The 23683-nt window shown below is 42.8% G+C and carries 16 protein-coding genes, 1 tRNA gene, 1 pseudogene and 1 other annotated feature; of the genes and pseudogenes, 3 read left to right on the forward strand and 15 right to left on the reverse strand.

Annotated features, from left to right (window positions below; genetic code table 11):
- The first annotated feature begins 121 nt into the window (after positions 1–121).
- Positions 122–961, forward strand: coding sequence for an aldo/keto reductase (locus tag IGI92_RS11630; protein WP_430607119.1), 840 nt, complete (start codon positions 122–124; stop codon positions 959–961).
- Between the two features lie 351 nt (positions 962–1312).
- Here IGI92_RS11630 and IGI92_RS11635 read toward each other — a convergent pair.
- From IGI92_RS11635 to IGI92_RS11675, 9 genes and pseudogenes are all read right to left on the reverse strand, one after another.
- Positions 1313–2814: pseudogene (locus IGI92_RS11635) on the reverse strand (hypothetical protein).
- A gap of 70 nt (positions 2815–2884) precedes the next feature.
- Positions 2885–4453 (reverse strand): hypothetical protein, encoded by a 1569-nt coding sequence (locus tag IGI92_RS11640; protein ID WP_430607122.1) that lies wholly within the window; start codon positions 4451–4453, stop codon positions 2885–2887.
- A gap of 90 nt (positions 4454–4543) precedes the next feature.
- Positions 4544–6085, reverse strand: a complete 1542-nt coding sequence (locus tag IGI92_RS11645) for a hypothetical protein (protein WP_430607123.1) — start codon at positions 6083–6085, stop codon at positions 4544–4546.
- 134 nt (positions 6086–6219) lie between these two features.
- Positions 6220–10368 (reverse strand): S8 family serine peptidase, encoded by a 4149-nt coding sequence (locus IGI92_RS11650; RefSeq protein ID WP_430607125.1) that lies wholly within the window; start codon positions 10366–10368, stop codon positions 6220–6222.
- Positions 10369–10767: 399 nt separating this feature from the next.
- The gene (locus IGI92_RS11655; protein WP_430607128.1) at positions 10768–11505 is read right to left on the reverse strand and encodes an SIS domain-containing protein; all 738 of its coding nucleotides are present in this window, start codon (positions 11503–11505) and stop codon (positions 10768–10770) included.
- A complete protein-coding gene (locus IGI92_RS11660; protein ID WP_005234555.1) occupies positions 11506–12756 on the reverse strand; it encodes a PTS ascorbate transporter subunit IIC in 1251 nt (416 codons plus the stop codon).
- A 2-nt stretch (positions 12757–12758) separates the two neighbouring features.
- A complete protein-coding gene (locus IGI92_RS11665; RefSeq protein ID WP_005225413.1) occupies positions 12759–13040 on the reverse strand; it encodes a PTS sugar transporter subunit IIB in 282 nt (93 codons plus the stop codon).
- A 12-nt stretch (positions 13041–13052) separates the two neighbouring features.
- A complete protein-coding gene (locus IGI92_RS11670) occupies positions 13053–13481 on the reverse strand; it encodes a PTS sugar transporter subunit IIA (protein WP_061054433.1) in 429 nt (142 codons plus the stop codon).
- Positions 13478–15118: a BglG family transcription antiterminator gene (locus IGI92_RS11675; RefSeq protein ID WP_430607130.1), complete on the reverse strand. Its 1641-nt coding sequence runs from the start codon at positions 15116–15118 to the stop codon at positions 13478–13480. The genes IGI92_RS11670 and IGI92_RS11675 overlap by 4 nt, the downstream gene beginning before the upstream one ends.
- 201 nt (positions 15119–15319) lie before the next feature.
- Here IGI92_RS11675 and ypfJ point away from each other — a divergent pair, with 201 nt between their 5' ends.
- A complete protein-coding gene (gene ypfJ, locus IGI92_RS11680; RefSeq protein ID WP_430607132.1) occupies positions 15320–16210 on the forward strand; it encodes a KPN_02809 family neutral zinc metallopeptidase in 891 nt (296 codons plus the stop codon).
- A 284-nt stretch (positions 16211–16494) separates the two neighbouring features.
- Here the strand turns inward: ypfJ and IGI92_RS11685 are convergent, their stop codons facing one another.
- The 6 genes from IGI92_RS11685 to IGI92_RS11710 form a co-directional block, all read right to left on the reverse strand.
- Positions 16495–17310: an ABC transporter permease subunit gene (locus tag IGI92_RS11685; RefSeq protein ID WP_008379151.1), complete on the reverse strand. Its 816-nt coding sequence runs from the start codon at positions 17308–17310 to the stop codon at positions 16495–16497.
- Positions 17307–18191: an ABC transporter ATP-binding protein gene (locus IGI92_RS11690; RefSeq protein WP_016621435.1), complete on the reverse strand. Its 885-nt coding sequence runs from the start codon at positions 18189–18191 to the stop codon at positions 17307–17309. The genes IGI92_RS11685 and IGI92_RS11690 overlap by 4 nt, the downstream gene beginning before the upstream one ends.
- 445 nt (positions 18192–18636) lie before the next feature.
- Positions 18637–19467 (reverse strand): energy-coupling factor transporter transmembrane component T family protein, encoded by an 831-nt coding sequence (locus IGI92_RS11695; protein WP_430607135.1) that lies wholly within the window; start codon positions 19465–19467, stop codon positions 18637–18639.
- Positions 19457–21166: an ABC transporter ATP-binding protein gene (locus tag IGI92_RS11700; RefSeq protein WP_430607136.1), complete on the reverse strand. Its 1710-nt coding sequence runs from the start codon at positions 21164–21166 to the stop codon at positions 19457–19459. The genes IGI92_RS11695 and IGI92_RS11700 overlap by 11 nt, the downstream gene beginning before the upstream one ends.
- A 26-nt stretch (positions 21167–21192) precedes the next feature.
- Positions 21193–21747 carry an ECF-type riboflavin transporter substrate-binding protein gene (locus tag IGI92_RS11705; RefSeq protein ID WP_430607138.1) on the reverse strand — a complete coding sequence of 185 codons (555 nt, stop codon included), beginning with the start codon at positions 21745–21747 and terminating at the stop codon, positions 21193–21195.
- Positions 21744–22592, reverse strand: a complete 849-nt coding sequence (locus IGI92_RS11710) for an SAM hydrolase/SAM-dependent halogenase family protein (protein ID WP_008379156.1) — start codon at positions 22590–22592, stop codon at positions 21744–21746. The genes IGI92_RS11705 and IGI92_RS11710 overlap by 4 nt, the downstream gene beginning before the upstream one ends.
- Before the next feature lie 92 nt (positions 22593–22684).
- Positions 22685–22924, reverse strand: a binding site (T-box leader).
- A 632-nt stretch (positions 22925–23556) separates the two neighbouring features.
- Between IGI92_RS11710 and IGI92_RS11715 the strand changes: the two genes are divergently transcribed.
- Positions 23557–23638, forward strand: a tRNA-Leu gene (locus IGI92_RS11715).
- The last annotated feature ends 45 nt before the right edge of the window (positions 23639–23683 follow it).

The raw sequence follows: 23683 nt of genomic DNA on the forward strand, positions 1-23683 counted from the left end.
AAAAAGAGCAATTGTTTCTGAAACAGAAACCGTTGCTCTTTTTTCTTTGTCTGAGCAAGTTGGTTACGTTCCTGGCAAAAAAGCGTTAGAGTAGAATGTAAAGAAAAGGAGGAATCATTTTATGAAAGCACCTTTACTGACATTAAACGACGGCAATTTACGCCCCGCCGTGGGCATCGGTACCTATCAGATCCGCGGTGGCGAAGGGTTGAGCCAGCTGCAAGCAGCGATCGCTGACGGGTATCGATTGATCGATTCTTCAACCAATTATGACAATGAAGGCATTGTCGGCAAAGCGATCCGTCGCTCTGGTATCCCACGTTCAGAATTTTGTATCACCTCAAAATTACCGGGAAAATACCATGGCTATGATGATGCCTTAACCAGCATTCAAGAATCCCTTGCTCGCATGGGACTCGACTACTTCGATGCCTTTTTGATCCACTGGCCATTACCAAAACGCGGCAAATATGTCGAAGCTTGGCAAGCCTTAGTGACCGCCCAGAAATTAGGTTTGATCCGTTCCATCGGCGTTTCCAATTTCGAGCCAGAACATTTGGATGCCATCATTGAAGCAACTGGTGTGACCCCTGCGCTAAATCAAATTGAGATCCATCCTTACTGGGTCCAAGAACGAATGGTTACAGAGAACAAAAAACGCGGCATCGTAACGGAAGCTTGGAGCCCATTAGGCCGCGGCAGCGATGCCCTGAAAGAGCCACTGATCACTGAATTAGCTGAGAAATACCAAAAATCAGCTGGTCAAATCATCTTGCGCTGGCATGTGGAACGTGGCATTTTGCCCCTACCTAAATCAAGAAACCTCGCCCATCAACGAGAAAATCTTGCGATCTTCGACTTTGAACTGACTGAAGATGAAATCAATCAAATCAATCAGTTAAACAAAGCAGACGGCCGCATCGATGGTCAAGACCCAAATGAGTATGAAGAATTTGAATAAACAATTACAACTATAAAAAACACCATAGCTATCTCTTGATAGACAAAACCTCTCAAAAATCAGCGACCAGCTGCTTTTGAGAGGTTTTTATGTAACCAAGGCTTCAGTGGTTAGCTTTGCGTGGATCAAAGTCGTACGATCAGAATAGTTCTTTTTGGCAGAAATTCCCTTGCTAGCAGTGTGATTTTCTTAAAGACGACCAGCGTCAGCTAGGCGTTCATCACAGCTTTTGATCGAATAGCGGTTTCTCGAAAAATGGTTGTCTTTCACTGTTTCGACACTTAAAGACAACAACGTTTCCCCCGTTCTCCTTCAGATTGAAAGGACTTTCCACATGCCCATCAGTAAACGTTATCCCCAAAACTCGTGTTTCTTGCGAGGAGGTCTTTTTCGGTAAATGAAGATGGCGAAACTCAGAATGCCACAAAATAGAACGGCGCCTCCTAGTAGTTTCACGATAGTCGGCAGCCCTCTCAAGCCCATTTTGTATATGGATGATACTGTGCCATTCCTATTGATGGGCGCCCAGATAGGATAATTCCGTTCTTCAAAGATACTCATAACACGCCATCGTGGTAAATAAACATCTGACACATTATGAAGTTTCTGACTTTCTCTGATTATTACATACCCTTTCGAAAAGACTTCTGGATAATCCGTCAGTAGTTGTTGCCCTTTTTTCACTAAATTCCTTGGTGTATTTTCCCTACACCAATTTCCACATAAGGATAGGAAGGTCGATTTTCTTCTAAACGAACGCCGCCAATCGTTGCAACAGCTTCATCGATTTTTTATTTTAGCAACGCCTTACTGAGATAAGTTTCAGGAAATGACTCTGGATTTAAAAATGTGGTTTCTTCATGCAGCTTGAAACCTACCACGTTGTCCTGATATCTTCGGAAAAACAAACCTGGTACCCAGCCGATTTTTAGCATCTCTGGTTTGAATTCTACAGAACGATTGACAGGTTCCTCTGTTTTTGGGAGACGTTCAGCCGCTGCTAAATTGATTTCCTCTCTCCTCCCATTGGCAATCACATCACGCGTGAAAAGATTCAAATCAGAAATAAGTCTGCCCAGTTCCTCATACGAGGTTTGCTTCAACTGGATCACTACTCGATCATTTCTGTCTGGTCCAGCGATCAGCTCCATATCGTAGTAGGAAAATTCATCAAGAACAAGGTCAAGCATCGTTTCGAATCCTCCCTCATTTTCTTGGGTAAACCTCTCACCGTTCAATTGGAGATGAAGTCGATTACTAATAAAGGTGACTTCTTCCCAATAATAATTTTCTGTCGTTACATCAGCGATAGTCAGCGACGGTGGTTCGGGGTTTTCTGACAACCAAAATGACTGTTGGAGGTGATAATTGCCGACAGCACCACTACTATCGACGGCGACCAATTCAAATCGGCTTTCCTGTTGATCAGCAGAAAGAAAAAGCCTCGCCTCACCAAATGTTCGCTCCATGACATTGGTTTCTCCTATCGCTCTTTGATACAAGTGCCGATCATATTCGCCGTTTACATTAACATAGACTTCTTCCAACGTTCCCCCGGCACTTGGTGTCACTGCATAAATCAATTCAAAAAAGAGAATCATTAATTCTGAATCGGGAAGTTCCGTGACGATTTCCAGCAATGGTTCAGTGAGCGGCTCTGTGGGTTCCGAGGTATTCCTTTCGCTGTTGAGGATGGCGGCTAAGGTGCCTTGGGACTGGTCGGTTGGTACTTCGGCTGCTGGTACTTGTATGCTCGTAATAAGATTGCTGGCAAGAGCAAGGAAAAGCAGGAAGAAAATTTTGTACCTGCGAAAGAGTTTTTTTGATTTTAATGATTGCTTGTTTTTGTTCATTCCATTCATTCCTTACGTACAAAATCGAACTGTTATCGTTAATAAAGTTGATGTATATGTTTCTAAACTTTCACAATACTCTTTTTTTCCTTCGGTAAACAATTATTCCAGACGTCAAAGTGACACAAAGCATCATAATACCTAACATCACTTTCATAGTTATGGATAACCCTATTAAGCCTATTTCAATCAAAGAGGATACAGTACCGTATTTATTGATAGTCGCCCAATAACGATAGACTTCATGCTCAAACTCAGGCAATTGTCTTTCCTGAGTGTTAACTTCTGGTATCCCCACACTAGATGATGATTCTATATCTGTAACAATCATTAGATAGGATTTCTCAAAAACTTCCGAATGATCCTTTAGTAGTGTTTTGGCGTTTTTTATTAATCCTCTGGGTGAATGACTAGGTAGGCTCACACGAACAAAAGGATAATTTCCTTCTAAATGAACATTCCGAATATTCATACTCGAAAATAGCTTGGTTCCACTAAGATCATTTGCTTGGTTTCCATCTATACGAATGCCGTCAATCTCTGAAACGACTTCATCGATTTTTTTATTGATCATTGCCCTACTAAGATAAGTTTCAGGAAACGATTCTTGGTTTAAAAACGAGGTTTCCTCCTGTAATTTAAACCCTATCATATCGTGCTGATACCTTCGGAAAAACAAACCCGGTACCCAGCCAATTTTTACCATTTTCGGCTCTAATTCACCAGAGCGATTGATTGAAGAATCTTCACTTGGAATCAGTTCAGCTGTTGCCAAATCGATTTCTTCAATTTTTGCATCAGTTATTAAAAAATCAGAAAAAGAGGGTAAATCGTTAATAAGATGATAAAGAGATGAGTAAGAGTTTTGCTTCAAGCCAACTGTCACAGAGCCGTTTTTATCTGGTCCAGCAATCATTTCAATATCATAGTAAGATAGTTCATCTAGCAATTGAAGAACCGCTGATTCATTCTTCTTCCTGTCCTCTTGATTGTAATGACTACTACTTAATTGAAGTTGAAGTCTGTTATTAATGAAAGTCACTTCTTCTCCGTGAAAATCTCTTGTTGATACATCAGCCGTAGACGGTAACGGCGGCACAGGATTTTCTGCCATAAAAAATGATTGCTCAATGGGGTAGATGGCACTTAGATTGCTACTGTCGACGGCGACCAGTTCAAATTTACTTTTCTGTTCATCGGTAGAAAGAAAGAGACGAGCTTCACCGAATGTTCGCTCTGTGACTTCAGGTTCTCCCGCTTTTCTTTGATACAAGTGCTGATCGTATTCGCCGTTCACATTGACATAGACTTCTTCTAACGTTTGCCATTCGCTTGGTGAGACCGCATAAATCAATTCTAAAAAAGGAACCATCAATTCTGAATCGGGAAGTTCAGTGACGATTTCCAGCAATGGTTCAGTGAGCGGCTCTGTGGGTTCCGGGGTATTCCTTTCGCTGTTGAGGATGGCGGCTAAGGTGCCTTGGGACTGGTCGGTTGGTCCTTCGGCTGCTAATACTTGTATGCTCGTAATAAGATTGCTAGCAAGAGCAAGGAAAAGCAGGAAGAATATTTTATGATTTCTAAAGAAGTTTTCATAAATTTTCTCGTCGATAGATGCCGCGCAATCAGCGGATTTCATTCGCTTCACTCCTTTCACTTATGAAGGTCTAAACACTTTAAATGATCTGTTTAATAGCATTCATTGCCATCTGAGAATGACCAACGAGGATCAGTTTCTACCTGATTGCCTATTTCTCTTCCGTTTTTCTGCCCTTTGACAAGAAAAAAGTTCAAATATAAACACAATAAAGCCGATAGAACCAAATCCTATCACTAACGCCATGCTAACAGTCACACCATCCCAGCCCATACTCGTTAACGACGTAATTTTGCCATTCGGGTTGATGATTGCCCAGATAGGGTAGTTCCGTTCTTCAAAATTACTCCTAACACGCCATCGTCGTTTGTATTCGTCTGTGGTACCATAACCATAAATATTTTGCCTTTCTCTGATTATTACATACCCTTTTGAAAAGACTTCGGGATAATCCGTCAGTAGTTGTTGCCCTTTTTTTACTAAATTCCTTGGTGTATTTCCTGCTACCCCTACTTTTACACTAGGGTAGATGGGTTGATTTTCTTCTAAACGAACGCCGCCAATCGCTGCAACAGCTTCATCGATTTTTTCATTTATCAGTGCCTTGCTGAGATAGGTTTCAGGAAATGACTCTGGATTTAAAAATGTGGTTTCTTCATGCAGCTTGAAACCTACCACGTTGTCCTGATACCTTCGGAAAAACAAACCAGGTACCCAGCCGATTTTTAGCATCTCTGGTTTGAATTCTACAGAACGATTGACAGGTTTCTCTGTCCTCGATAATCGTTCTGTCGCTGCTAAAGTCATTTCTTCAATTTCTCCATCGGTAACAATATCCTCAGTAAATGTTTTTAAATCACGAATAAATCTATTAAGCTCTCTATAAGGAGTTTGTTTTAACTGAATCGTTACTCGGGCATTCTTTTCTGGACCAGCAATCAATACCATGTCGTAATATGCAAGTTCATCAAGCAAATCATCTAAAAATTTTTTGGCATTCACTTCATTTTCTTGCACGAATTTCTCATTATTCAATTGGAGATGAAGCCGATTGTTAATGAAGGTCACTTCTTCCCCATAATAATCTTCTGTCGTTACATCAGCGATAGTCGGTGATGACGGTTCGGGGTTTTCGGATAACCAAAATGACTGCTCTATGGGATAATAAGTCCTTCTGTTACTGCTATCGACGGCGACCAATTCAAATTTTCTTTCCTGTTGATCAGCAGAAAGAAAAAGCCTCGCCTCACCAAATGTTCGCTCCCTGAACTTTGGCTCTCCCATCGCTCTTTGATACAAATGCCGATCATATTCGCCGTTCACATTGACATAGACTTCTTCTAACGTTTGCCCTTCGCTTGGTGTGACCGCATAAATCAATTCTAAAAAAGGAACCATCAATTCTGAATTCGGAAGTTCCGTGACGATTTCCAGCAATGGTTCAGTGAGCGGCTCTGTGGGTTCTGGATTAATTCTTTCGCTGTTGAGGATGGCGGCTAAGGTGCCTTCTATCTGAATTGAATCAGCATCTGAAACCTCGGCTGCTTTTACAGGTAAAACTAAAAAGTGACAGATGGTGAAATAGATAAATAAAATACAAAGAATTATACATAAGGGATCTGCTCTATCAGTCTCTTTCTTACTCATTGCGGTTATGCGTTGATCTGATTGCATTCAATTCACTCCTTACATCTAAGGTTTTGGAAGTTTATGAAAAATGTTCATCAAATGATTTTTTTTCATTAGTTAAAATCAACTAATTGACAACCATTTGATGAACAACAAATTCAGATTCCTTAAAAAGAATCTTATGCTGCTAAACGTTCAGACTCCACATTGGTCGTCTGAAGATTGTGAGCACTAGTTTCTGAGAGTTCGATTTGCAGCTTTTGAATATCTTCATCAAATAGCTCGTAACGAATTTTTTCAAAAATTTCTGCTAATTGTTGGAAGTTAGAGATGTGGAAGAATTCACCATCTGTTTCTTTTGCAATATTTTCGAGAAAGCGTTGATTTAGATTATTCCCCACCCCTATAGAAAAGATTGTTACATCGTTTTCTTTAGCCTGTTGGATCAATTCTGCCTCTGGGGGACCTGAAATATTATTATGTCCATCTGTAAGAACAACCATTACTTTTTTTGCGTTTTTTCGTCCATACTGTTCAAATTCTTGGTTACCTTGCGCAATTGCTTGGTTTAATGCAGTACTACCGCCAACTTGTCTAGGAAGCCGTTCAGCTGCAAGTAAAGGATTTAAAAATGAGAAATGTCGATTTACTCTAGAATTAAAGGTAAACAAGCTAATCCGATCGTCACTCGTAAAAGCATCTTCATTTAAAAATAATGCCTGTACTTCATTAGTCATCTGCCTAAAATTATTCGCGCTGATACTGCCAGAATCATCTAATAAAAAGACAGTGTCAATTCCTACATAAGAAGATTCATGGAGGAAAATTAGCCCTACATTCGTTTCTTGACTGCCAGCAGTAGTTGAAAGATTATTGATTCTGGCAGCTGCATGCCATGGGTAGTGCACTGTTATTCGGTAATCATGACCGGGCGTTTGATTGTGGAATCGAAACTCTCCCCCTTGATCTGTCCATGTTCGTTCTAATAGTTCATTATTCTGATACAAATGAACACGAGCATTTTCGACCATATGACCATTAGATTCTAGACAAACTTTTCCACGAATGAGAACCGTATCAATATCTGGATTTACTCCACGAGCTTGACTTAGTGCAGCATGAGCATCTACTTGATAGTATGTTAGTTTAGGAAGATCTGCTCTAGTTTCTTTAATCTCTGTCCCAGACCTTTTTGCAGATTGGATGATGACCTCTTTAACTTGTGCACTCGAAAGTCCTGGATTTTCCGACCATACTAGAGCAGCTAGACCAGCAACATGAGGTGCTGCCATGGAAGTACCGTTTTTATTAACATATAAGTCTTTGCTAACCGATGAAGCACTTTTTATCTTATGCCCTGGAGCAACAACATCTATAATCGTTCCATAATTTGAATCGCTCCACATTTCAACTTGATTGTTCACATTCATTGTTGCTCCGACTGTTATAATACGTTCTCTTAATTGATGGTTTTCTCCTATATGTGAAAAAGATTGATTGTTTCTAGCATCCGCTGCACTATTGCCTGCAGAATGTACAACAATAAACTCATAGTTTTCATCAACTAATCGTTGAGTTTTTTTAATGAAAGGATTAAAAAATCCCCATTGTGGAAAGCGAAGTCCGCTCCCACCAATACTCACATTTACAACTTGGCCCCCATTTTCGACATTCCATTTTAAACCACTTAATTGAGCAGAATTATTAGTTAAGAGTTTATACACCTTATCCTTATTACCATTTTCGTCTTCCCTTATTTCTGAACCTATCGTATCAAAGGAATTATAACTAAGAAGATTCTGCCGTGAAATATTAATCACTCCACTGACTCCTAGTTGATTATCTTGAATGGCTCCGATCGTTCCCATAACATGCGTACCATGATCGGCTGTAAATAGTTCCGTATTTGTTTTAGCGTTTGGATCATTTTCAATATTTCCAGCTGGTATCTGTAGGTCCTCATGCTTCCCCCAAACACCATCATCAATAATCCCTACTTTGACATTCTCCCTTTCATGTGTGCCAAATAACGCCCATGCTTCTGGTAATTTAATCGCACGTAGCCCCCATTCACCGTTATTCCACCAAGGATCGTCAGGAAAATATTCCTTATTGCTCAGTGTTTCCACAGGGGTGACTTCGTTGATTGATGCATCATCTAATGTATCAAGATTGCCATCTTCAAAGACTTCTGGGAAATTTTCTATCACATCTTCAATCATTTCAATCAGCTCTTCTGCCGTACTTTCTTTCACTTGAACAGTAAGCTGACCGAGCCAATCAGGTTCGATAAATAAAGTGGCATCAATGGAAGCAAGTGCTTCTTCAATCAGCTCTGGCGTCACATTTTTTCTTTCCTCAACGGTAGCTCCTGTAAGCCATAACTGGAAGCGATTATTCACAAAGGTGCGTTCATCTTCCCAAAAGAACTCCGTACTAATTTCTTCTGGTTTTGGTGAATCTGGAACAGGATGTTCCACCACTTTCACAGGCTGATCAACTTTATAACTTCCTGTTACACCACTACTATCAAAAGCCACGACCTCAATATGATTTTCTCCTTGTATCGGTCGGAAAAAGACTCTCCCTGTACCTAACTCACCCTTAGGCGTAATACCATTCCCGCCTTTCAGATACAAATAACTATCAAAATTACCGTTGATCTTCACATAGACTTCTATAATCTCATTGCCTATTGTTGGGGTTGCTGTATACTCAATGTCAATGAATGGGACAGTGACTTCTCCTTCTGGAAACGCTGTATGAACAATGATCATGGGTTCTTCGATCTCCTTTGGAATGTCAGGTTCTTTATAGGAAAATTGAAATACTGGATAGCCCTTATCAATGACCCAAGTATCTTCAAAGTCCCACCCATCGAATGTCCCTGACTGTGAAAATTCTTGCGTATCTTTTCCTTGAGGTCTAGCACCACTCGTTTGCTCGCCGCCTGCATTACTTAAATTTTGTGCGATACCAGCTATTTGCTGATCAAAATAATTCGTCCCTGCATATTGTTGCCGTGTGCCAAGATGTTGACCGGCAAAAGCACCGGCACGCTCTTGATTTCTTTCATCCGTATGGATCGTATTCGCTGCATAGCTGTTTTCAATGATCGCTGAATCATAGAATGTACCAACAAAACCACCTAGTTCGGTCGTTCCAGTCACTGCTCCTCGTGCGTAAGAATTACTTACAGAGGCCGAGTTATACAATGCTCCGACAAAGCCACCTGTATAGCGCACAGCCTCGACAGAACCATACGCCGCAGACTGGTCAACCGTTGAACGATCGTAAATAACTCCAGCAAAGCCGCCATTGTAGGCCCCTTTGCCGACTACTTTCGCATGCGTCAGTGTTTGCCGCACTTCACTGCCTTCATAAATTGCCCCAAATGCCCCTCCGGCATAGGAGCCTCTTCCCTGTACGCTGCTTTCAGTATCGACAATGTTTTTCGTTACTAATGTGCCATTGCTGTGCGCCTGAGCAGAGTATCCATAAGTAACCCCAGCTATCCCTCCAGCATAGGAATACGCCTCTACCTTGGCACGATTGATTGCATTATCGAATAATGAAGAGTTACGAGCAGCACCGACAAGTCCTCCGGCGTAGTTGCTAACGCCATTTGTCAGGACATTGATATGTTCTACCTGATTGTTTTCCAGTCGTGTATTATCTCCAGAATAACCAATCAGCCCGCCGGCATATCCAAGCAGCGCCGTGGCTCTAACTGTATGCCCGTTGCCAATCACCTGATTGTTTTCTAAAACGGCACCATTGTTTGTTACATGCGTCGTTCGCCCTGCAATGACACCAACAGCGGAAGATCCTAGGATATCCCCACCAAGTGCAACGGTCACATTTTTGATTGTCGCTCCATTGACTGAACCAAATAAACCTAAAAAACTACTACCTGTTCGATTTATCCGCAACCCACTGATCGTATGGCCATTACCATTGAACACACCCGTAAAGTTTGGGATCGGTAGCCATCCTTGATTCGCAGTATTTGTATTAGAACGATAGTCGGATAGATCAATGTCCTTAACTAGCTTAAAATTACCGTTTAGTTCCTTACGTATTAAGGTATCTAATTCTTCTGCTGAATGAATCTCTGTATATTCGATACCATCTTCACTATTTTGCTTTTGTTCTGTAGAAGTAACGGCTTCTACCACATTGTCAGCATAACGACCAAATGGAAATAGATTAAGTACAAGGACAACGATCAGTCCGACAAGCAGATACTTATGTAGTTTCCGACTCCTTCGCTTGTCTATTTCTTCACAATAACTTTTATCACCTAACATTCTCTTTTCTTTTTTCATATTCTTCCTCTCCTTCTTATCGAAAAATCGATACCCACTACCTACTCCATAAGCTGCTCCTTTCTAATCAACGGTTTGTAGATTTTTTATTCATTATTTGTTGTCTTGCTGTAGCTCCCAAGCTAATTATACCGAGCGGGAAGTTAAACAACAATCGTTTTTGTAGTATTTTATTCATATTTTAGCTAGCATTTTATATAATTTTATTTTTAAAGACCATTATTAAGTAAAAATACATAATTCCAGTTTAAGCCTTCTTTGCTTGAATCGCTTTTTCATCCCTATGCTCCGGCCCTTTTCTAACAAGTAAGCAAAAAAAGACATTCTCTCGCAAGGAGAAAATGTCTTGAATGGTTTCTTTGACCGTCTTATTTCGCTAAGGAACGACTAACTCTTGACTTACAGCTGATAATGGATCGCTTCTTGGTACTTTTCAAACAGGGACTGGTTCAATTCATCCCCGCCGTCTAGGTTCGCTGAGTAAAAAATCGGCGGATAGTCGACACCGGCTTCTTTTAGTTTTTGGCAAACTTCAACGATGATCGCATTTAAGATCGTTGCACCGACTACGGTGGATGTAGGTCCGACTTTTTGTTCTACGTCTGGAATCGTACACGCAGCATCGCCAATCTCCCCATGATTGTCGATGACGATATCCGCCGTTTCAAACAAACGCAAGCCTGATGTATGACGGCTGCTGACTGTTTTCGAATAGGTAAGGTTCGTTAATGCGATGATCTTGACCCCTTTTTCTTTGGCATGAAGCGCCATATCGATGATAATTGGGTTTCGCCCAGACACCGAATGCAAGATCAGCACATCGCCTGCTGTAAAGGGCTGGGTCGCCGCCAAGGCACTACCGTAGCCTTCTAAGCGCTCCATTTTACTAGTGAAGGTGATTGGGCTGCGATCAAGCATCAGTTCTCTTCCAAAGATCGCGTTGATCGTCATCATGCCGCCTGCTCGATAATACATTTCTTCGGCTAAGATCCCAGCGTGACTAGCGCCAAAAATGTAGATGGCTTTTTTGGTCAAGTTGGCTTGCGTCAGCAATTCAATGGCTTGCTCAATCGCTGGTGCTTCTTTTTCTTCTACAATAGACAATAGTTCTTTTGCTTTTTCAAAGTATTGAAACATTTAAAACCCTCCAAACAGCTTGCCGATCAATTCACCAAGGATGCCCCATAGAGATAAATCGTTCCCACCGAAAATCAAGATCCAGTTTTGAATCGTCGTTGAGAATAACGCTGCAGAGATCCCAACGAGTGCTACCATAACGACAGAAGCTGTGATCGTACCAATAATGGCCCCTCGCAAGCCCCCTTGTCCTTCACCGATCACCGCAGCACCGCCACATTCAAAGAAGCTGGTGATGACTAAAGGAACGATCAAAATGCCAAAGACGTTGGTGGTATTGGCAATCACCACTAAAATCGTTGAGGTGATCATCGCCACGATAAAGCCGATGATTACAGCATTTGGACGGTAGTTGAACAAGATTGGCACATCAAAAGCTGGTTTTGCTCCAGGAACGACTTTTTCTGCGATCCCTTGAAAGGCGGGAATGATTTGGTTGATCAATAGACGTACCCCATACAACATGATCAATAATCCTGCACCGAAGTTCAAGCCAGCATCAACCGCAAACATCACCAAGTTGCCCCCTTCAGGAACTAATACGGGCGCAATCAGACCGATAACGATATTCATCAAAAACATCACTAACGCGCCAGTAATCGATATTTCACGGAAAAACGATAGATTTTCTGGCACTTTCAAATCTTCCGTCGATTTTTCTTTGTTTCCGACCCGTTTTGCAACAAAGCCTGAAACCAATGACAAGATCCCCGTTGGATGACCGATCAAGAATGAATCATCGCCTGTGGCATCCCACACATATTTACGCATGATCCATGGCATGAAGGACCAGTAACAAGCAGATAGAACCGCCCCTAAGATCAACAGTGGGATTCCGGTAAGTCCGCCTTCAACGCCCCCAGCGACGATGACGAATGGGAACCACCACAACATGTGACCGGTGAGGAAAATCGTCTTCACAGGTGTAAAGCGAGCAATCAATAAATGAATGATCAGGCCGAAAAACATCGCTAAACCAACTGTTCCGCCGTATTCTGCCGTAAAGGTGATGTCAGAGAGTCCATCTGACACAGCAACGCCTAATTGGGTTTGAACCGCAGCATTGATCGGTGCGATCGTTCCCACCAACATGTTTACCCCAGCCGTCAATGCCACCATCCCGAAGGAAGCTGTTAAGGTTCCTTTGACGACTTCTGCGAAGGGCTTTCTTTGTACCAATAACCCAATCATGGCAATGATCCCCAGTAGGACTGGCGGATTTTTTAAAATATAATCCGTGACAAAATTCATGATTATCCCTCTCTTTCAGCTAAAAATTTTTCCATTTGCTGTTTGACTTCTTCTTTATCCATATACTTTTTGATTGGATAAACGGGTGCTTTCACGGATGCTTTTAACTCGTTCAATAATTCATTACTCGTAAAATAAACATCTGCTGGTGTCGCTTTTGCCGTTGATAAATCAGTATTCTCGGCAGTTGCCGTCAACCCTAACTCTTTGATCACCTTATCGATCGTCATCTTCAATACCATTGAGCTTCCTACACCAAATCCACATACTGCTAAAATTTTCATATCCTTTTCCTCCTATTGGAATAATTGACAAATTTGTTCCCGATCGCCGTTTAATATCACGTTGTATTTTTCTTCATCCATAAAGATCGCCATGATCTCTTTCAAGCTTTCTAGATGGCTTTCACTATCTGCGGCGGCTAAGACAAGAAATATCCGCACCGGTTTGCCCTCAAGATCGATGGGCTGTTTCGTTACTAAAAGGCTCATACTTTGCTCCAAAACCCCTTCTCCAGGACGGGCATGCATCAGCGCAAAGTAATCCGCCAACACCATGTAAGGACCATTTTCTTCCACGCTTTGAATCATCGCTTCGATGTAAGCTGACGTGATCAGCGCTTCATCGAGCAAGGGCTGACTGGCTAATTTTACGGCTGAGCGCCAATCTGCCACTGTCTCATCCGTCTGTATATGCTTCTCAGGCAAAGAATCCTTCACTTTCATTCTGATTTAACCTCCAACATTTTTGATAGGAACCATTCTTTGTTTTCGATTCCTTGCATGATCAATTTCATCATTGGTTCCACCTTTTGCGTCTCATCCTCTCGGATCATCAATAAAATAATGATGTCGGCTTTTTGGTTGCCCCATTCTACTGGCTGATCCAAAAGCAGGATCGAGATCGCTGTTTTTTCGACATAATTCGGATTGCCATGAGGGATGGCAAAGCCATTATCTAAATAGGTTGATTGTAGCTGCTCTCTTTCAATGACGGATTGCCGAAACTGCGCTTTTCGTTTTTCATCACTAAAAGGGGTTTGTTCGATCAGAAAATTGATGGCTTCTGTTTTGCTGGCAAATCGCTCGAAAAAGACGGTTGGCTGGATCATCGATTGGGCTTGAAGAAGTAAACCATTTTGATCGACCACCGCCTCATTATCGATGACTAAATCGATGTAGTGATTCATGATCCGCTTCATGTCGCGATTGGTCACCATAGGCGAGATCCGCACCACAGGTTTTTGAATCCCGACAAGATCAATGGTTGAAATAATAAAATCGATCGCCGAGATGTCCATCTGCTTTAATTTTTCTACTGAAACGGTTTCGATACTGTCAATCTCTGGCAGAATGCGACGAATTTTCGCAGAGACAAACGAGCTAGTGCCGACGCCATTGGGACAGACAAAAATGATTTTGTTCATGCGGCGCATTCGCTCGATCGCTGCTTGAAAATGGATTGTGACAAATCCGATCTCATCATCAGAGATCCCCACTTGATACGCTTTCAAAAAATCATGGAGCGAGAACCAGACCACGCCATACAAGGCAGGATAGTTTTGTTTGATTTCCTCTAACAAAGGGTTGATGACTGTGGTTTGCGCTTCGATCCGCAACAGCAGTTGATACAGATGGATCGTCACATCTTCTTCCAATCGATTGTCTTGGGTCAAGTCGGTGCCTAAGCCTTCGCTGATTTTTTGAATCAAGTTACGCACTTTCCCCCGAAAGACGAAAGGAACTTTTTCACTTTTCATAAAAAATTTCAAGCCGCTACCGACAATCAGGTAGGTTAGATATTGCACTTCTTTTGGTGAAAATTGATAAATGTGTTGTTCTTCGATTTCTTTCAGTAGCTCATAGACTAACGGATATTTGTCGAACTCCAAAAACAGCTTCCCCACTTGGCGGTTTTCTTCAATCACTAAGTTTTCCGCATGACTCGCCCGCTCGATCAGCAGCACGATGGAAAGGACAATACTTTGGATATAGCTGTCGGGCATTTCCACTTGTTTTTCCACTAACGCTCGACGAAACGCCTGATTTACTTCCTGGTATTTCGCAGGTTCCACCAACAAGGAAAACGCCGCTGGTTGATCCAGCATCATTAAGCAAAAGCGTTTGAGCACTCGATGGATCTGGGATTCACTTCCTTCAAAAAATGTACCTGAATTATCAAATCTCAGACGTAAGCTTTCTTTTTGAAACAGCTCTTTTAAATAAGAAATATCTTTTGCAATACTGCTGCGGGAAACGAAATAATCCTCTGCTAACTGCTGATAGCTGAGGTGCTCGCCAGCAATCAACCGTTTAAAAATCAAAATCCTTCGTTCCGATGTCCCCGAATAATTCATTTTCATACGCTCACCCTCTACATCTATTTTATTGCTACTGTACCAAATTAGAAGGCTAATTGTTAGATTAAAGAATGATTAAAAGGAGTGTACACTTTGATTTTTAAGGCTCCTGAAGGCATTTTATAACAATTTCAAGGCGCTTTTTTTCACAATCTGCCGCCTTTCTCTTATAATTAAGCTAGGATTTATATAGGAGGAGATAACATGAAATGGCGTGGGGGTAGACAAAGCAGCAATGTCGATGATCGAACGGGGCGATCATCTGGCTCAGGTGGGATGTTGGCTGCTGGTGGCGGGATCGCTACGGTGATCATCGCTGTTTTATTTTTCCTGTTTAGCGGTGGTGATTTAAATTCGCTGCCGGATGTCTTGGGTGGCAGCGGACAAGCAGCCAATTACCAGACAGAAAATGTGGGCACCAGTGAGTACACGGAAGAAAAAGAGTTTTCCGCAGTCGTGTTCGGCTATTTAGAAGATTACTGGCAAGACGTTTTTCAAGAGCGGCAAGAAACCTATCAAGACCCAACACTCGTATTATTTACGGGAAGTGTCCAGTCGGCATGCGGCTATGCCACGTCACAGGTTGGTCCGTTTTATTGCCCAGCAGATGAGAATGTGTACCTTGATCTGAGTTTTGCCAATGAGCTTTCTGATAAATATGGCGCAAGCGGCGACTTTGCAATGGCCTATGTCATCGCCCATGAAGTCGGTCATCATGTGCAAAATGAGCTGGGGATCACCCAACAATTGGACAAAATCCGCCAGCAAGTTTCAGAGAAGGAGTACAACCAGTACAGCGTTCGCTTGGAGTTGCAAGCTGACTACTTAGCTGGTACCTTTGCGAAATATTTGCAAGGCGAAACCTATCAAGGACAGCCGATTTTAGAAGCTGGTGATATTCAAGAAGCGATCACGGCTGCCAATGCCATCGGGGATGATACGCTGCAAAAAGAATACCAAGGCTATGTTGTTCCAGATAGTTTTACGCACGGCACATCGCAGCAGCGCGTGGACTGGTTTAACCGTGGCTATCATTATGGTGACTTAGCACATGGCGACACCTTCAATGTCGATAGCCTTGATTTGAGCAAGTAGCTTTAACTAAAAAATCACTCCGAAACAGCATGAACCGCCTGCTGCTTCGGAGTGATTTTAGGTTCTTGTTGTCCCTTCAAGCCTTTTGGTGAAGGGATGCTTTACGCTTTCTTAACTTTCGCAATGATTTTTTCGCAAAAACGTGCCTGCTTCGTCATACTTTTTTCACATTTCGAGACTATTATATAAGCATACCAACAAACAACCCTAACACTTTTTCATTTTTACTCCTTTGCCTGTCAGTCCCCGCTGACAGGCTCTTTTTTGTCTTTTGATTGTTGTGCTCAGACCTGCAAGTCTTTGCGCTCGTAACGGTAAAAGGTGCCAAAGAAACACAATACACCGATCAGCAGTACCCATAGGACTGATGTGGCGCCGTTATCCATGAGTTGGACGGGTAATGCCATCCGCACAGGCGAAAGTCCTGCCAGCCATTCCAATTTATCGTAGAGTTCCCCCACAATGCCGAGCAAATACAGCCCGAACACGCAGCCTAAGCCGACACTTGCGGTTTGTTTGCTGGAACGCAAGATCGTGGATAAAAAGAAACCTAGACAGAGGAAGAAGACTAAGACACCATACTCGGCAACGAAGATTTTGCTGATTTCTTCTATAAAAGAGGACAGGTCGTCTCCTGGTAGTTTGAATAGAGCAAACGAGGCCAGACTACTGCCATAGGCAATCAGCCAAAAGCCAGTCAGCAGCAACAATCGGGCGAGGAACTTCCACCCAACGATTTCTCTGCGGCTAATAGGCTGAGCATATAAATACTCGATCGTTCCTTCTGATTCTTCAGTGATCAGACTGTTCAAGCCTAAAAGCATCCCATAAATACACGCGGCGATAAATAAGTATTGAAAGTAGTACCCGAAAAAGCCTGTCGGTGAAACCAAGCTTGAGGGTCCTGTCAGTTGGATGTTAAAGATGCTTAGTAATTCTGGGCTGAAAGAGCCCAACATCTGGTCTAAGGACGTTTTCATTTCTGGCGTGATCATTTGAGGATAGATAGCCGTAAATGCAAAAATGATTGCTGCAAAAAGGATCGTCCAGACCAGCCAGCCTTTGAAGGTATTTTTAAGGTCGATTTTCATTAAAGTCATTTTTGAGAACCTCCTTCATAGAGCAGCATAAATTGCTGTTCAAGGGTTGGGTGTTCGATCGTGAACTCTTTAATGGCAGGATTGGTTAAAAAATGTGCCAGCTGATTCATGTCCCCTTGATAGAAAAAACGCAAGGTGTGTGATTCCTGAGCAAGAACTTGCACGTTTTCCAAGCCGGCTAATGAGAGGCTCCCCTCATTCGTGAGCGTTACAACTTTGCCGAAATTTTCTTCCTCACTCAGTTCTTTCACGGTGATGATCTGTCCTTCACGAATAAAGGCGGTCCGATGGGCATAGGTCTGAATTTCATGCAAATCATGGCTAGATAGAAAAATCGTCATCCCCTGTTTGTTTCTTCTAAGGAGCTCTTCAAACAGCCGTTTTTGAATCAAGGGATCTAAGCCATTGGTCGGTTCATCTAAAATCAACATTCTCGGTTGTGCAATCAAGGCGCTCGCAAGCCCGACTTTTTTCTTGTTGCCCAAAGAAAGTTCTGCGATCGATTTGTTTGGATCAATTTGAAAAAGCTCCATCAAATTCTGAATCTCTTTTTTTGGCTGCTTGACTTGATGAAAATCTGCCGTAAATGCCAGCAATTCTGCTGTCGTCATTTTTGAATAAAACCGTACATCACTGGAAACATATCCAGTAAACGTTTTGATTTCTTTGGCTGCTTGTTGGCAATCTCGTCCAAAAATCGCCGCATGCCCTGCATCCGGTTTAATAAAATTCAACAATACTTTGATGGTCGTTGATTTTCCCGCACCATTTGGTCCGATAAAGCCAAAAATCTCTCCTTCTGCCACTTGCAATGATACATTCTCGATGGCGTACTTCTTGTTGTATTGTTTGCTTAATCCGTTGATCGTAATGGCATCCATCCTGTCCCCTCCTTGTACTGCTTTGATGCCATCAGTGTAGCCTTATTTCGTGTTTCCGTCAATCAAAGATCTAAAAGGGTTCCGCTGGAATGTTTTACGAAAATCATCAAAAGATTGACACACTTCTATTACTTTCTCTTCCGATATTTTTCACATTTTCCCGCTATTATCAATACATACCAACAAACAACCCTAACACTTTTTCATTTTTACTCCTATCCCGCCAGTCCCCGCTGGCGGGCTCCTTTTTTTTATCGGCAAAAAAACGCAGACCTAGCAGCAACTGGCTTTAGCAAATGTAGCACTCGCTAAAGTCAATTGACTGACTGTCCTGCGTTTTTTGTCTCGATCATTTATGGGACCGGATGAATCAGAGTTGATTCATCCGTCCCACTTTCATTATTGACAATGAGTCCGTTTTTTTAAGTTTTCATGTGTTGATTTGTTAACGAAACGGATTGTAAAAGCGTCCGCCATTAAGGACCATCAAGAACAATCCAAGCGCCACGATCAAGCAAACGACAGCAATCGCCAAGAGATCTTTGCCTTGGATCGGCTTAGCTTTCAGCCAGGTACGCTGCTTATGCTTGCCAAACCTTCTTAGCTCCATGGCAGCAGAAATATGGTCGATCCGTTCCAAGCTGGAAAAAATCAAAGGAATCGCGATCGCGACATTGCCTGCCACTCGTTTGCGCAAAGGTGCTTTTTTAGAAAGCTCCACGCCCCGTGCTTGCTGCGCTTTGGCAATGGTTCGAAAATCCTCTTGAATATCAGGGATGTAACGCAAAGCCAGTGCGACTGCATAGGCGATCTTGTAGGAAATCCCGATGCGGTTGATACTGGACGCCAACTCGCTTGGATTAGTGGTAAACAGGAAACTCAACCCTGGCGGAATCGTGACAAAATATTTGATCAACAGATTCAACTCATAAAACACTTGCTCTTGGGTCAATGTATACCGACCGATCCCTTCGAAAATCACGTGGCGCGTCCCATAGATCTCCACCCCGTATTCTGGAGCGAAAAGATAGACCGCCACCAAATTCAAAATCGAAAAGAAGATGATAAATTTTAATACAAAAGCGATATCTCGGTAGCGAATTCCAGCACTGGCAAATAGAAAGACCGAAAACAATGCCAGTCCAATAAGAAAACGCGTATCATAAGAGATCATCCCGATAACGGATAGCAGCAAAAAACAAATCAGTTTTGCGGCACCGCTTAATTGGTGGATCCACGTTTTGCGGTCAAGATAGCCGATTAGATTACTCTCCATCGTGTCCCTCCTTCTCGCTGGCAATGAAGGCGGCAGTAAAAGCGGCGGGATCTGTCAACTGGTTAAGGGTCGCCAGTGTATACAAGCTGGTTTCTTTAAGGTTCGCGGCACTCACCACTTGTTTGTCTGCTAAAACAACTTCTGGCGGTGCGTCCAGCAAAATCGTTCCTTGCGTCAAAACGATCGTCCGCTGTGTATACTCCAACATCAGGTGCATATCGTGGGTGATCATAACAATCGTTAATCCCCGCTGGTTCAACTCCTGTAAAAATTGCATCATTTCGGTGTAATGGCGATAGTCTTGTCCCGCTGTCGGCTCATCCAATAAAATGAGTTCAGGATCTAAGACGAGGATCGCTGCAATGGCGGCTCGGCGTTTTTGCCCATGACTTAGTGCCGACAATGGCCATGAGCGAAACGGATAAAGACCACAAATTTTCAAGGTCTGATGAACTTTTTCTGTGATTTCAGCCTCTGGGACATTTCGGTTGCGCAAGCCTAAGGCAACTTCGTCAAACAGGAAGTTTTTTGACAGCATTTGATTGCTGTTTTGCAAAACATACCCGATTTTTTGCGCTCGTTCTTTGATGGAATCATTGCCCATGTCTGTTCCTTGCCAAAGCAACTTGCCAGAAGTCGGTGTCAAAAAGCCGGTAATCAAATGGGACAAGGTCGATTTTCCTGCGCCATTATGCCCAACCAAACTAATCATTTCTCCTTGATGGATGGTAAAATCCAGTGCCTGCAAGATTGGTTTGCCCACTTGGTAAGAAAACGATAAATTCTTCGCTTCCAACAACGGCGGCTGTTGGCTAGGAAGTGCCGATTTCGGATATTCCTTTTGAAACCTAGTCAGTTTTTCGGCAATCTCAGGTGATGCAAATGCTTCTACCGCGACCAAATCAGCAGCATCGGTCACAGGAACCCCCGCTTTTTTTAAGGCGGCTAAATACAGTGGTTCACGAATGCCGACTTGCTGCAGCATTTCCGTTTTTAATAGTTCATTCGGTGTACTGTCGGCAATGATGCGGCCTTCTTCCATCACGATGATGCGATCGACAGCGGCGGCTAACACTTCTTCTAAGCGATGTTCGATGATGATGGTAGTAAAACGCTTCTCTTGATACAGCTGGTCGATCATTTTGATGGCTTCCACACCTGTTTGCGGATCTAAGTTGGCTAGGGGCTCATCAAACAGTAGAATCGGTGTTTCATCGATCAAAACACCTGCCATTGAAACACGCTGCTTTTGGCCACCCGATAATTCCTGCGGTTTTTTTGCCAAATGATCCATTAAGTCGGTCTTTTCTGCCCAAACGCGCAGCGTCTCCTGCATCACAGCTTGACTACGCTGATCGTTTTCCAAGGAAAACACGATATCTTCTGCTACGGTCAAACCTACAAATTGGCTATCGGTGTCTTGCAGCACCGTGCCAACGGTCAAAGACAGCTCATAGATGGAAGCTTGCCCAAAGGCATTGGTACCGATCGTCAATGCTCCGGTACTACTACCTTCGTCATTTTGCGGGATCAAACCGTTCAAACATTTTCCTAATGTACTTTTGCCAGAACCGCTAGCACCGACGATCAGGACTTTTTCTCCTTCAAAGATCGTTAGATCGATGTTTTTCAAGGTCGGTTCCGCTTGTGCATCATATTGGAAAGAAAAATTCGTTAATTGAATGATTTTTTGTTTCATTTTTTAGCCTTCACACATTTCTTTGTTTAGGATTCCTTGCTCAAGCTGCCTTTTTTGGTTTTGGTTTGGGCATAGGCTTTTAGCAGGATCACTCCGATTATCCCAGTTACGACTGCGTTGGTCAATCCCGCGATGACTCCTTGCGCAAAGACTTTGTTCGCTGGTTCGCCATAGATCAAAATATCACCGATTGGGGCAATGATCACCCAGACGACCAAATTTGCGATCGATTCACCAATCAAGAAGGTCCGAATTTCTTTAGCGCCAAAGGTTCCTTGCTGGATTGGAATCCAACGAGTCAAAAGTCCGAAGAACACCCCTAAGATCCCAGAGGCGGCGATCCAAGACCACCACGGACCATAAGTCGTCAAATCTCCTAGGGCATGGCCGATAAAGCCCGCTAAACCAGCAACGATTGGACCGTAGACAACGCCTAATAGTGCCAAGAAAGGATAGGCTATGGCGATATCTGTATTTGGAAAACCAGTTGGAATCGTGACGAAACGTTTTAAGACGAAAAAGACGGCAGCACCGATTCCGATAGCAACAATGTGTTTTACTGTAAATTTTGATTGATTCATTTTTCATTTCTCCTTTTTTTGAGGGTAATTTTCCAATTCGTGCCAGTCCCGATTTTATAGGTTTCAGCAAATGAAGCCAAGTTGAGCCCTAAACCAATATTCAATAGGGAATTGACATATAAGACAGGTTCATTTTCCGACACTTGCGCAAAAGAGCGTCCGAAGCGCACTTCTTCTTGATAACGCAGCGTATCTTGGTAATAAATACTGACGAGCAGCGGCTCATTGTACTGTACCTGCCATTGCTTAAAGAACGTATGGGGAATATTCGTCCACAACGAACCAAAACGAATATCAAGAATATCGATCGTGCCAGTGATCGTTTCTGCTGTTTGGCTTGGCTTTTCAATGGCAAAGACTTGGATCGCTTTTTTAGGTTCGGGTGTTCCTAGCTCATCAAAGCTGATGGCGCCACTGGCGAGACGCGCGGCGTTATACATATAAACATCCCGACCATGAAATGTATGGCTTTCGGCTGATCCTGCCAACCGCTCAGTTGCCTCATTGATCACCCGTAGTTCAGTGATTCCGATATAAGTCGCTAAATAAGTCAGTGTGCCATTATCTGGTGTCAAAACCAACTGTCCGGTCGCCAACTTGGCAACCACACTTCGTCGATCAGACCCTACGCCAGGATCGACCACTGAAACAAAGACCGTTCCTGCCGGCCAATAGGTGACGCTTTGCAGCAGACGATAGCTGGCATCATGAATGTTGTATGGCTCGATCTCATGAGTCAAATCAGCAATGACCAGCTCCGGTGCCACTTGATAAGCTACCCCGTACATCGCATTAACCGCTCCATCTTGCAAACCAAAATCGGTTTGAACCACTAATTTGTGCATTTTTCTCTCCTCCCAACAACCTTTCTCCTTTTTAACAAAACCTGCGCTTGAAACAGCTGACCCTGCAGACACAAAAAAAGCCCTTAGCCAAAGCTAAGGGCATCACCTGCGGTACCACCTTAATCTGCAAAACCTTCACAGGCTTCACCTCATTCAGTACCCGAAAACACTCGGAGACTGTCGCTTGTTAACGGGGCAACCGTATTTTCCTAATTAGTCAGAAAATCCGCTCCAAAGTCATTTTCAAATCATTCGTTGTCGTTCCTTCCCACCTACCGGAACTCTCTGCTAGACAACTTCCTTGATTCTACTTTCTTTTTCATCGCGTTTGCATTTTGTTTCATTTAAATTATCAAAGCTTGTGCCTTTTGTCAATTCTCTTTTAAGAAAAAATTCAAACAGAAGGCATAATTTGTCAAAAGATTCACGCAATTCCTAAATTTCGCTCGAAAATTCTTCATATTTTCTCGGTATGATACTTGTATACCAACAAACAACCCTAACACTTTTTCATTTTTACTCCTTCCCGCCAGTCCCCGCTGGCGGGCTCCTTTTTGTCTTCTGACTGTTTTACATGGTTTCACTTTTTCTTGGCGATTTCTTCTCAGAATTCTGTTTGATTCGTCAACTTTTTTTCACATTTTCACGCTATTATAAATGCATACCAACAAACAACCCTAACACTTTTTTCATTTTTACTCCTATCCCGTCAGTCCCCGCTGGCGGGCTCCTTTTTGTCTTCTGATTGTTTTATCTAGTTTCACTTTTTCTTGGCGATTTCTTCTCAGAATTCTGTTTGATTCGTCAATTTTTTTTCACATTTACACGCTATTATAAATGCATACCAACAAACAACCCTAACACTTTTTCATTTTTACTCCTATCCCGCCAGTCCCCGCTGGCGGGCTCCTTTTTGTGAGATTGGACTTGCATTTCTTCCTAGAAAGGATTATCTTTATCTTATGCGGAAGTGGCGGAATGGCAGACGCGCACGCTTCAGGCGCGTGTGAGTTTATCTCGTGTGGGTTCAACTCCCATCTTCCGCATTTAGCAGTTCAGCTTTCTGAACTGCTTTTTTTGTTGCAAAAAGC

Source organism: Enterococcus sp. DIV2379 (genome assembly GCF_050542965.1).
Lineage (GTDB): Bacteria > Bacillota > Bacilli > Lactobacillales > Enterococcaceae > Enterococcus_D > Enterococcus_D entomosocium.

Coding starts and splice junctions, on each gene's coding strand:
- IGI92_RS11630 (WP_430607119.1), top strand. CDS start 122: ATGAAAGCACCTTTACTGACATTAAACGACGGCAATTTACGCCCCGCC.
- IGI92_RS11640 (WP_430607122.1), bottom strand. CDS start 4,453: ATGAAATCCGCTGATTGCGCGGCATCTATCGACGAGAAAATTTATGAA.
- IGI92_RS11645 (WP_430607123.1), bottom strand. CDS start 6,085: ATGCAATCAGATCAACGCATAACCGCAATGAGTAAGAAAGAGACTGAT.
- IGI92_RS11650 (WP_430607125.1), bottom strand. CDS start 10,368: ATGAAAAAAGAAAAGAGAATGTTAGGTGATAAAAGTTATTGTGAAGAA.
- IGI92_RS11655 (WP_430607128.1), bottom strand. CDS start 11,505: ATGTTTCAATACTTTGAAAAAGCAAAAGAACTATTGTCTATTGTAGAA.
- IGI92_RS11660 (WP_005234555.1), bottom strand. CDS start 12,756: ATGAATTTTGTCACGGATTATATTTTAAAAAATCCGCCAGTCCTACTG.
- IGI92_RS11665 (WP_005225413.1), bottom strand. CDS start 13,040: ATGAAAATTTTAGCAGTATGTGGATTTGGTGTAGGAAGCTCAATGGTA.
- IGI92_RS11670 (WP_061054433.1), bottom strand. CDS start 13,481: ATGAAAGTGAAGGATTCTTTGCCTGAGAAGCATATACAGACGGATGAG.
- IGI92_RS11675 (WP_430607130.1), bottom strand. CDS start 15,118: ATGAAAATGAATTATTCGGGGACATCGGAACGAAGGATTTTGATTTTT.
- ypfJ (WP_430607132.1), top strand. CDS start 15,320: ATGAAATGGCGTGGGGGTAGACAAAGCAGCAATGTCGATGATCGAACG.
- IGI92_RS11685 (WP_008379151.1), bottom strand. CDS start 17,310: ATGACTTTAATGAAAATCGACCTTAAAAATACCTTCAAAGGCTGGCTG.
- IGI92_RS11690 (WP_016621435.1), bottom strand. CDS start 18,191: ATGGATGCCATTACGATCAACGGATTAAGCAAACAATACAACAAGAAG.
- IGI92_RS11695 (WP_430607135.1), bottom strand. CDS start 19,467: ATGGAGAGTAATCTAATCGGCTATCTTGACCGCAAAACGTGGATCCAC.
- IGI92_RS11700 (WP_430607136.1), bottom strand. CDS start 21,166: ATGAAACAAAAAATCATTCAATTAACGAATTTTTCTTTCCAATATGAT.
- IGI92_RS11705 (WP_430607138.1), bottom strand. CDS start 21,747: ATGAATCAATCAAAATTTACAGTAAAACACATTGTTGCTATCGGAATC.
- IGI92_RS11710 (WP_008379156.1), bottom strand. CDS start 22,592: ATGCACAAATTAGTGGTTCAAACCGATTTTGGTTTGCAAGATGGAGCG.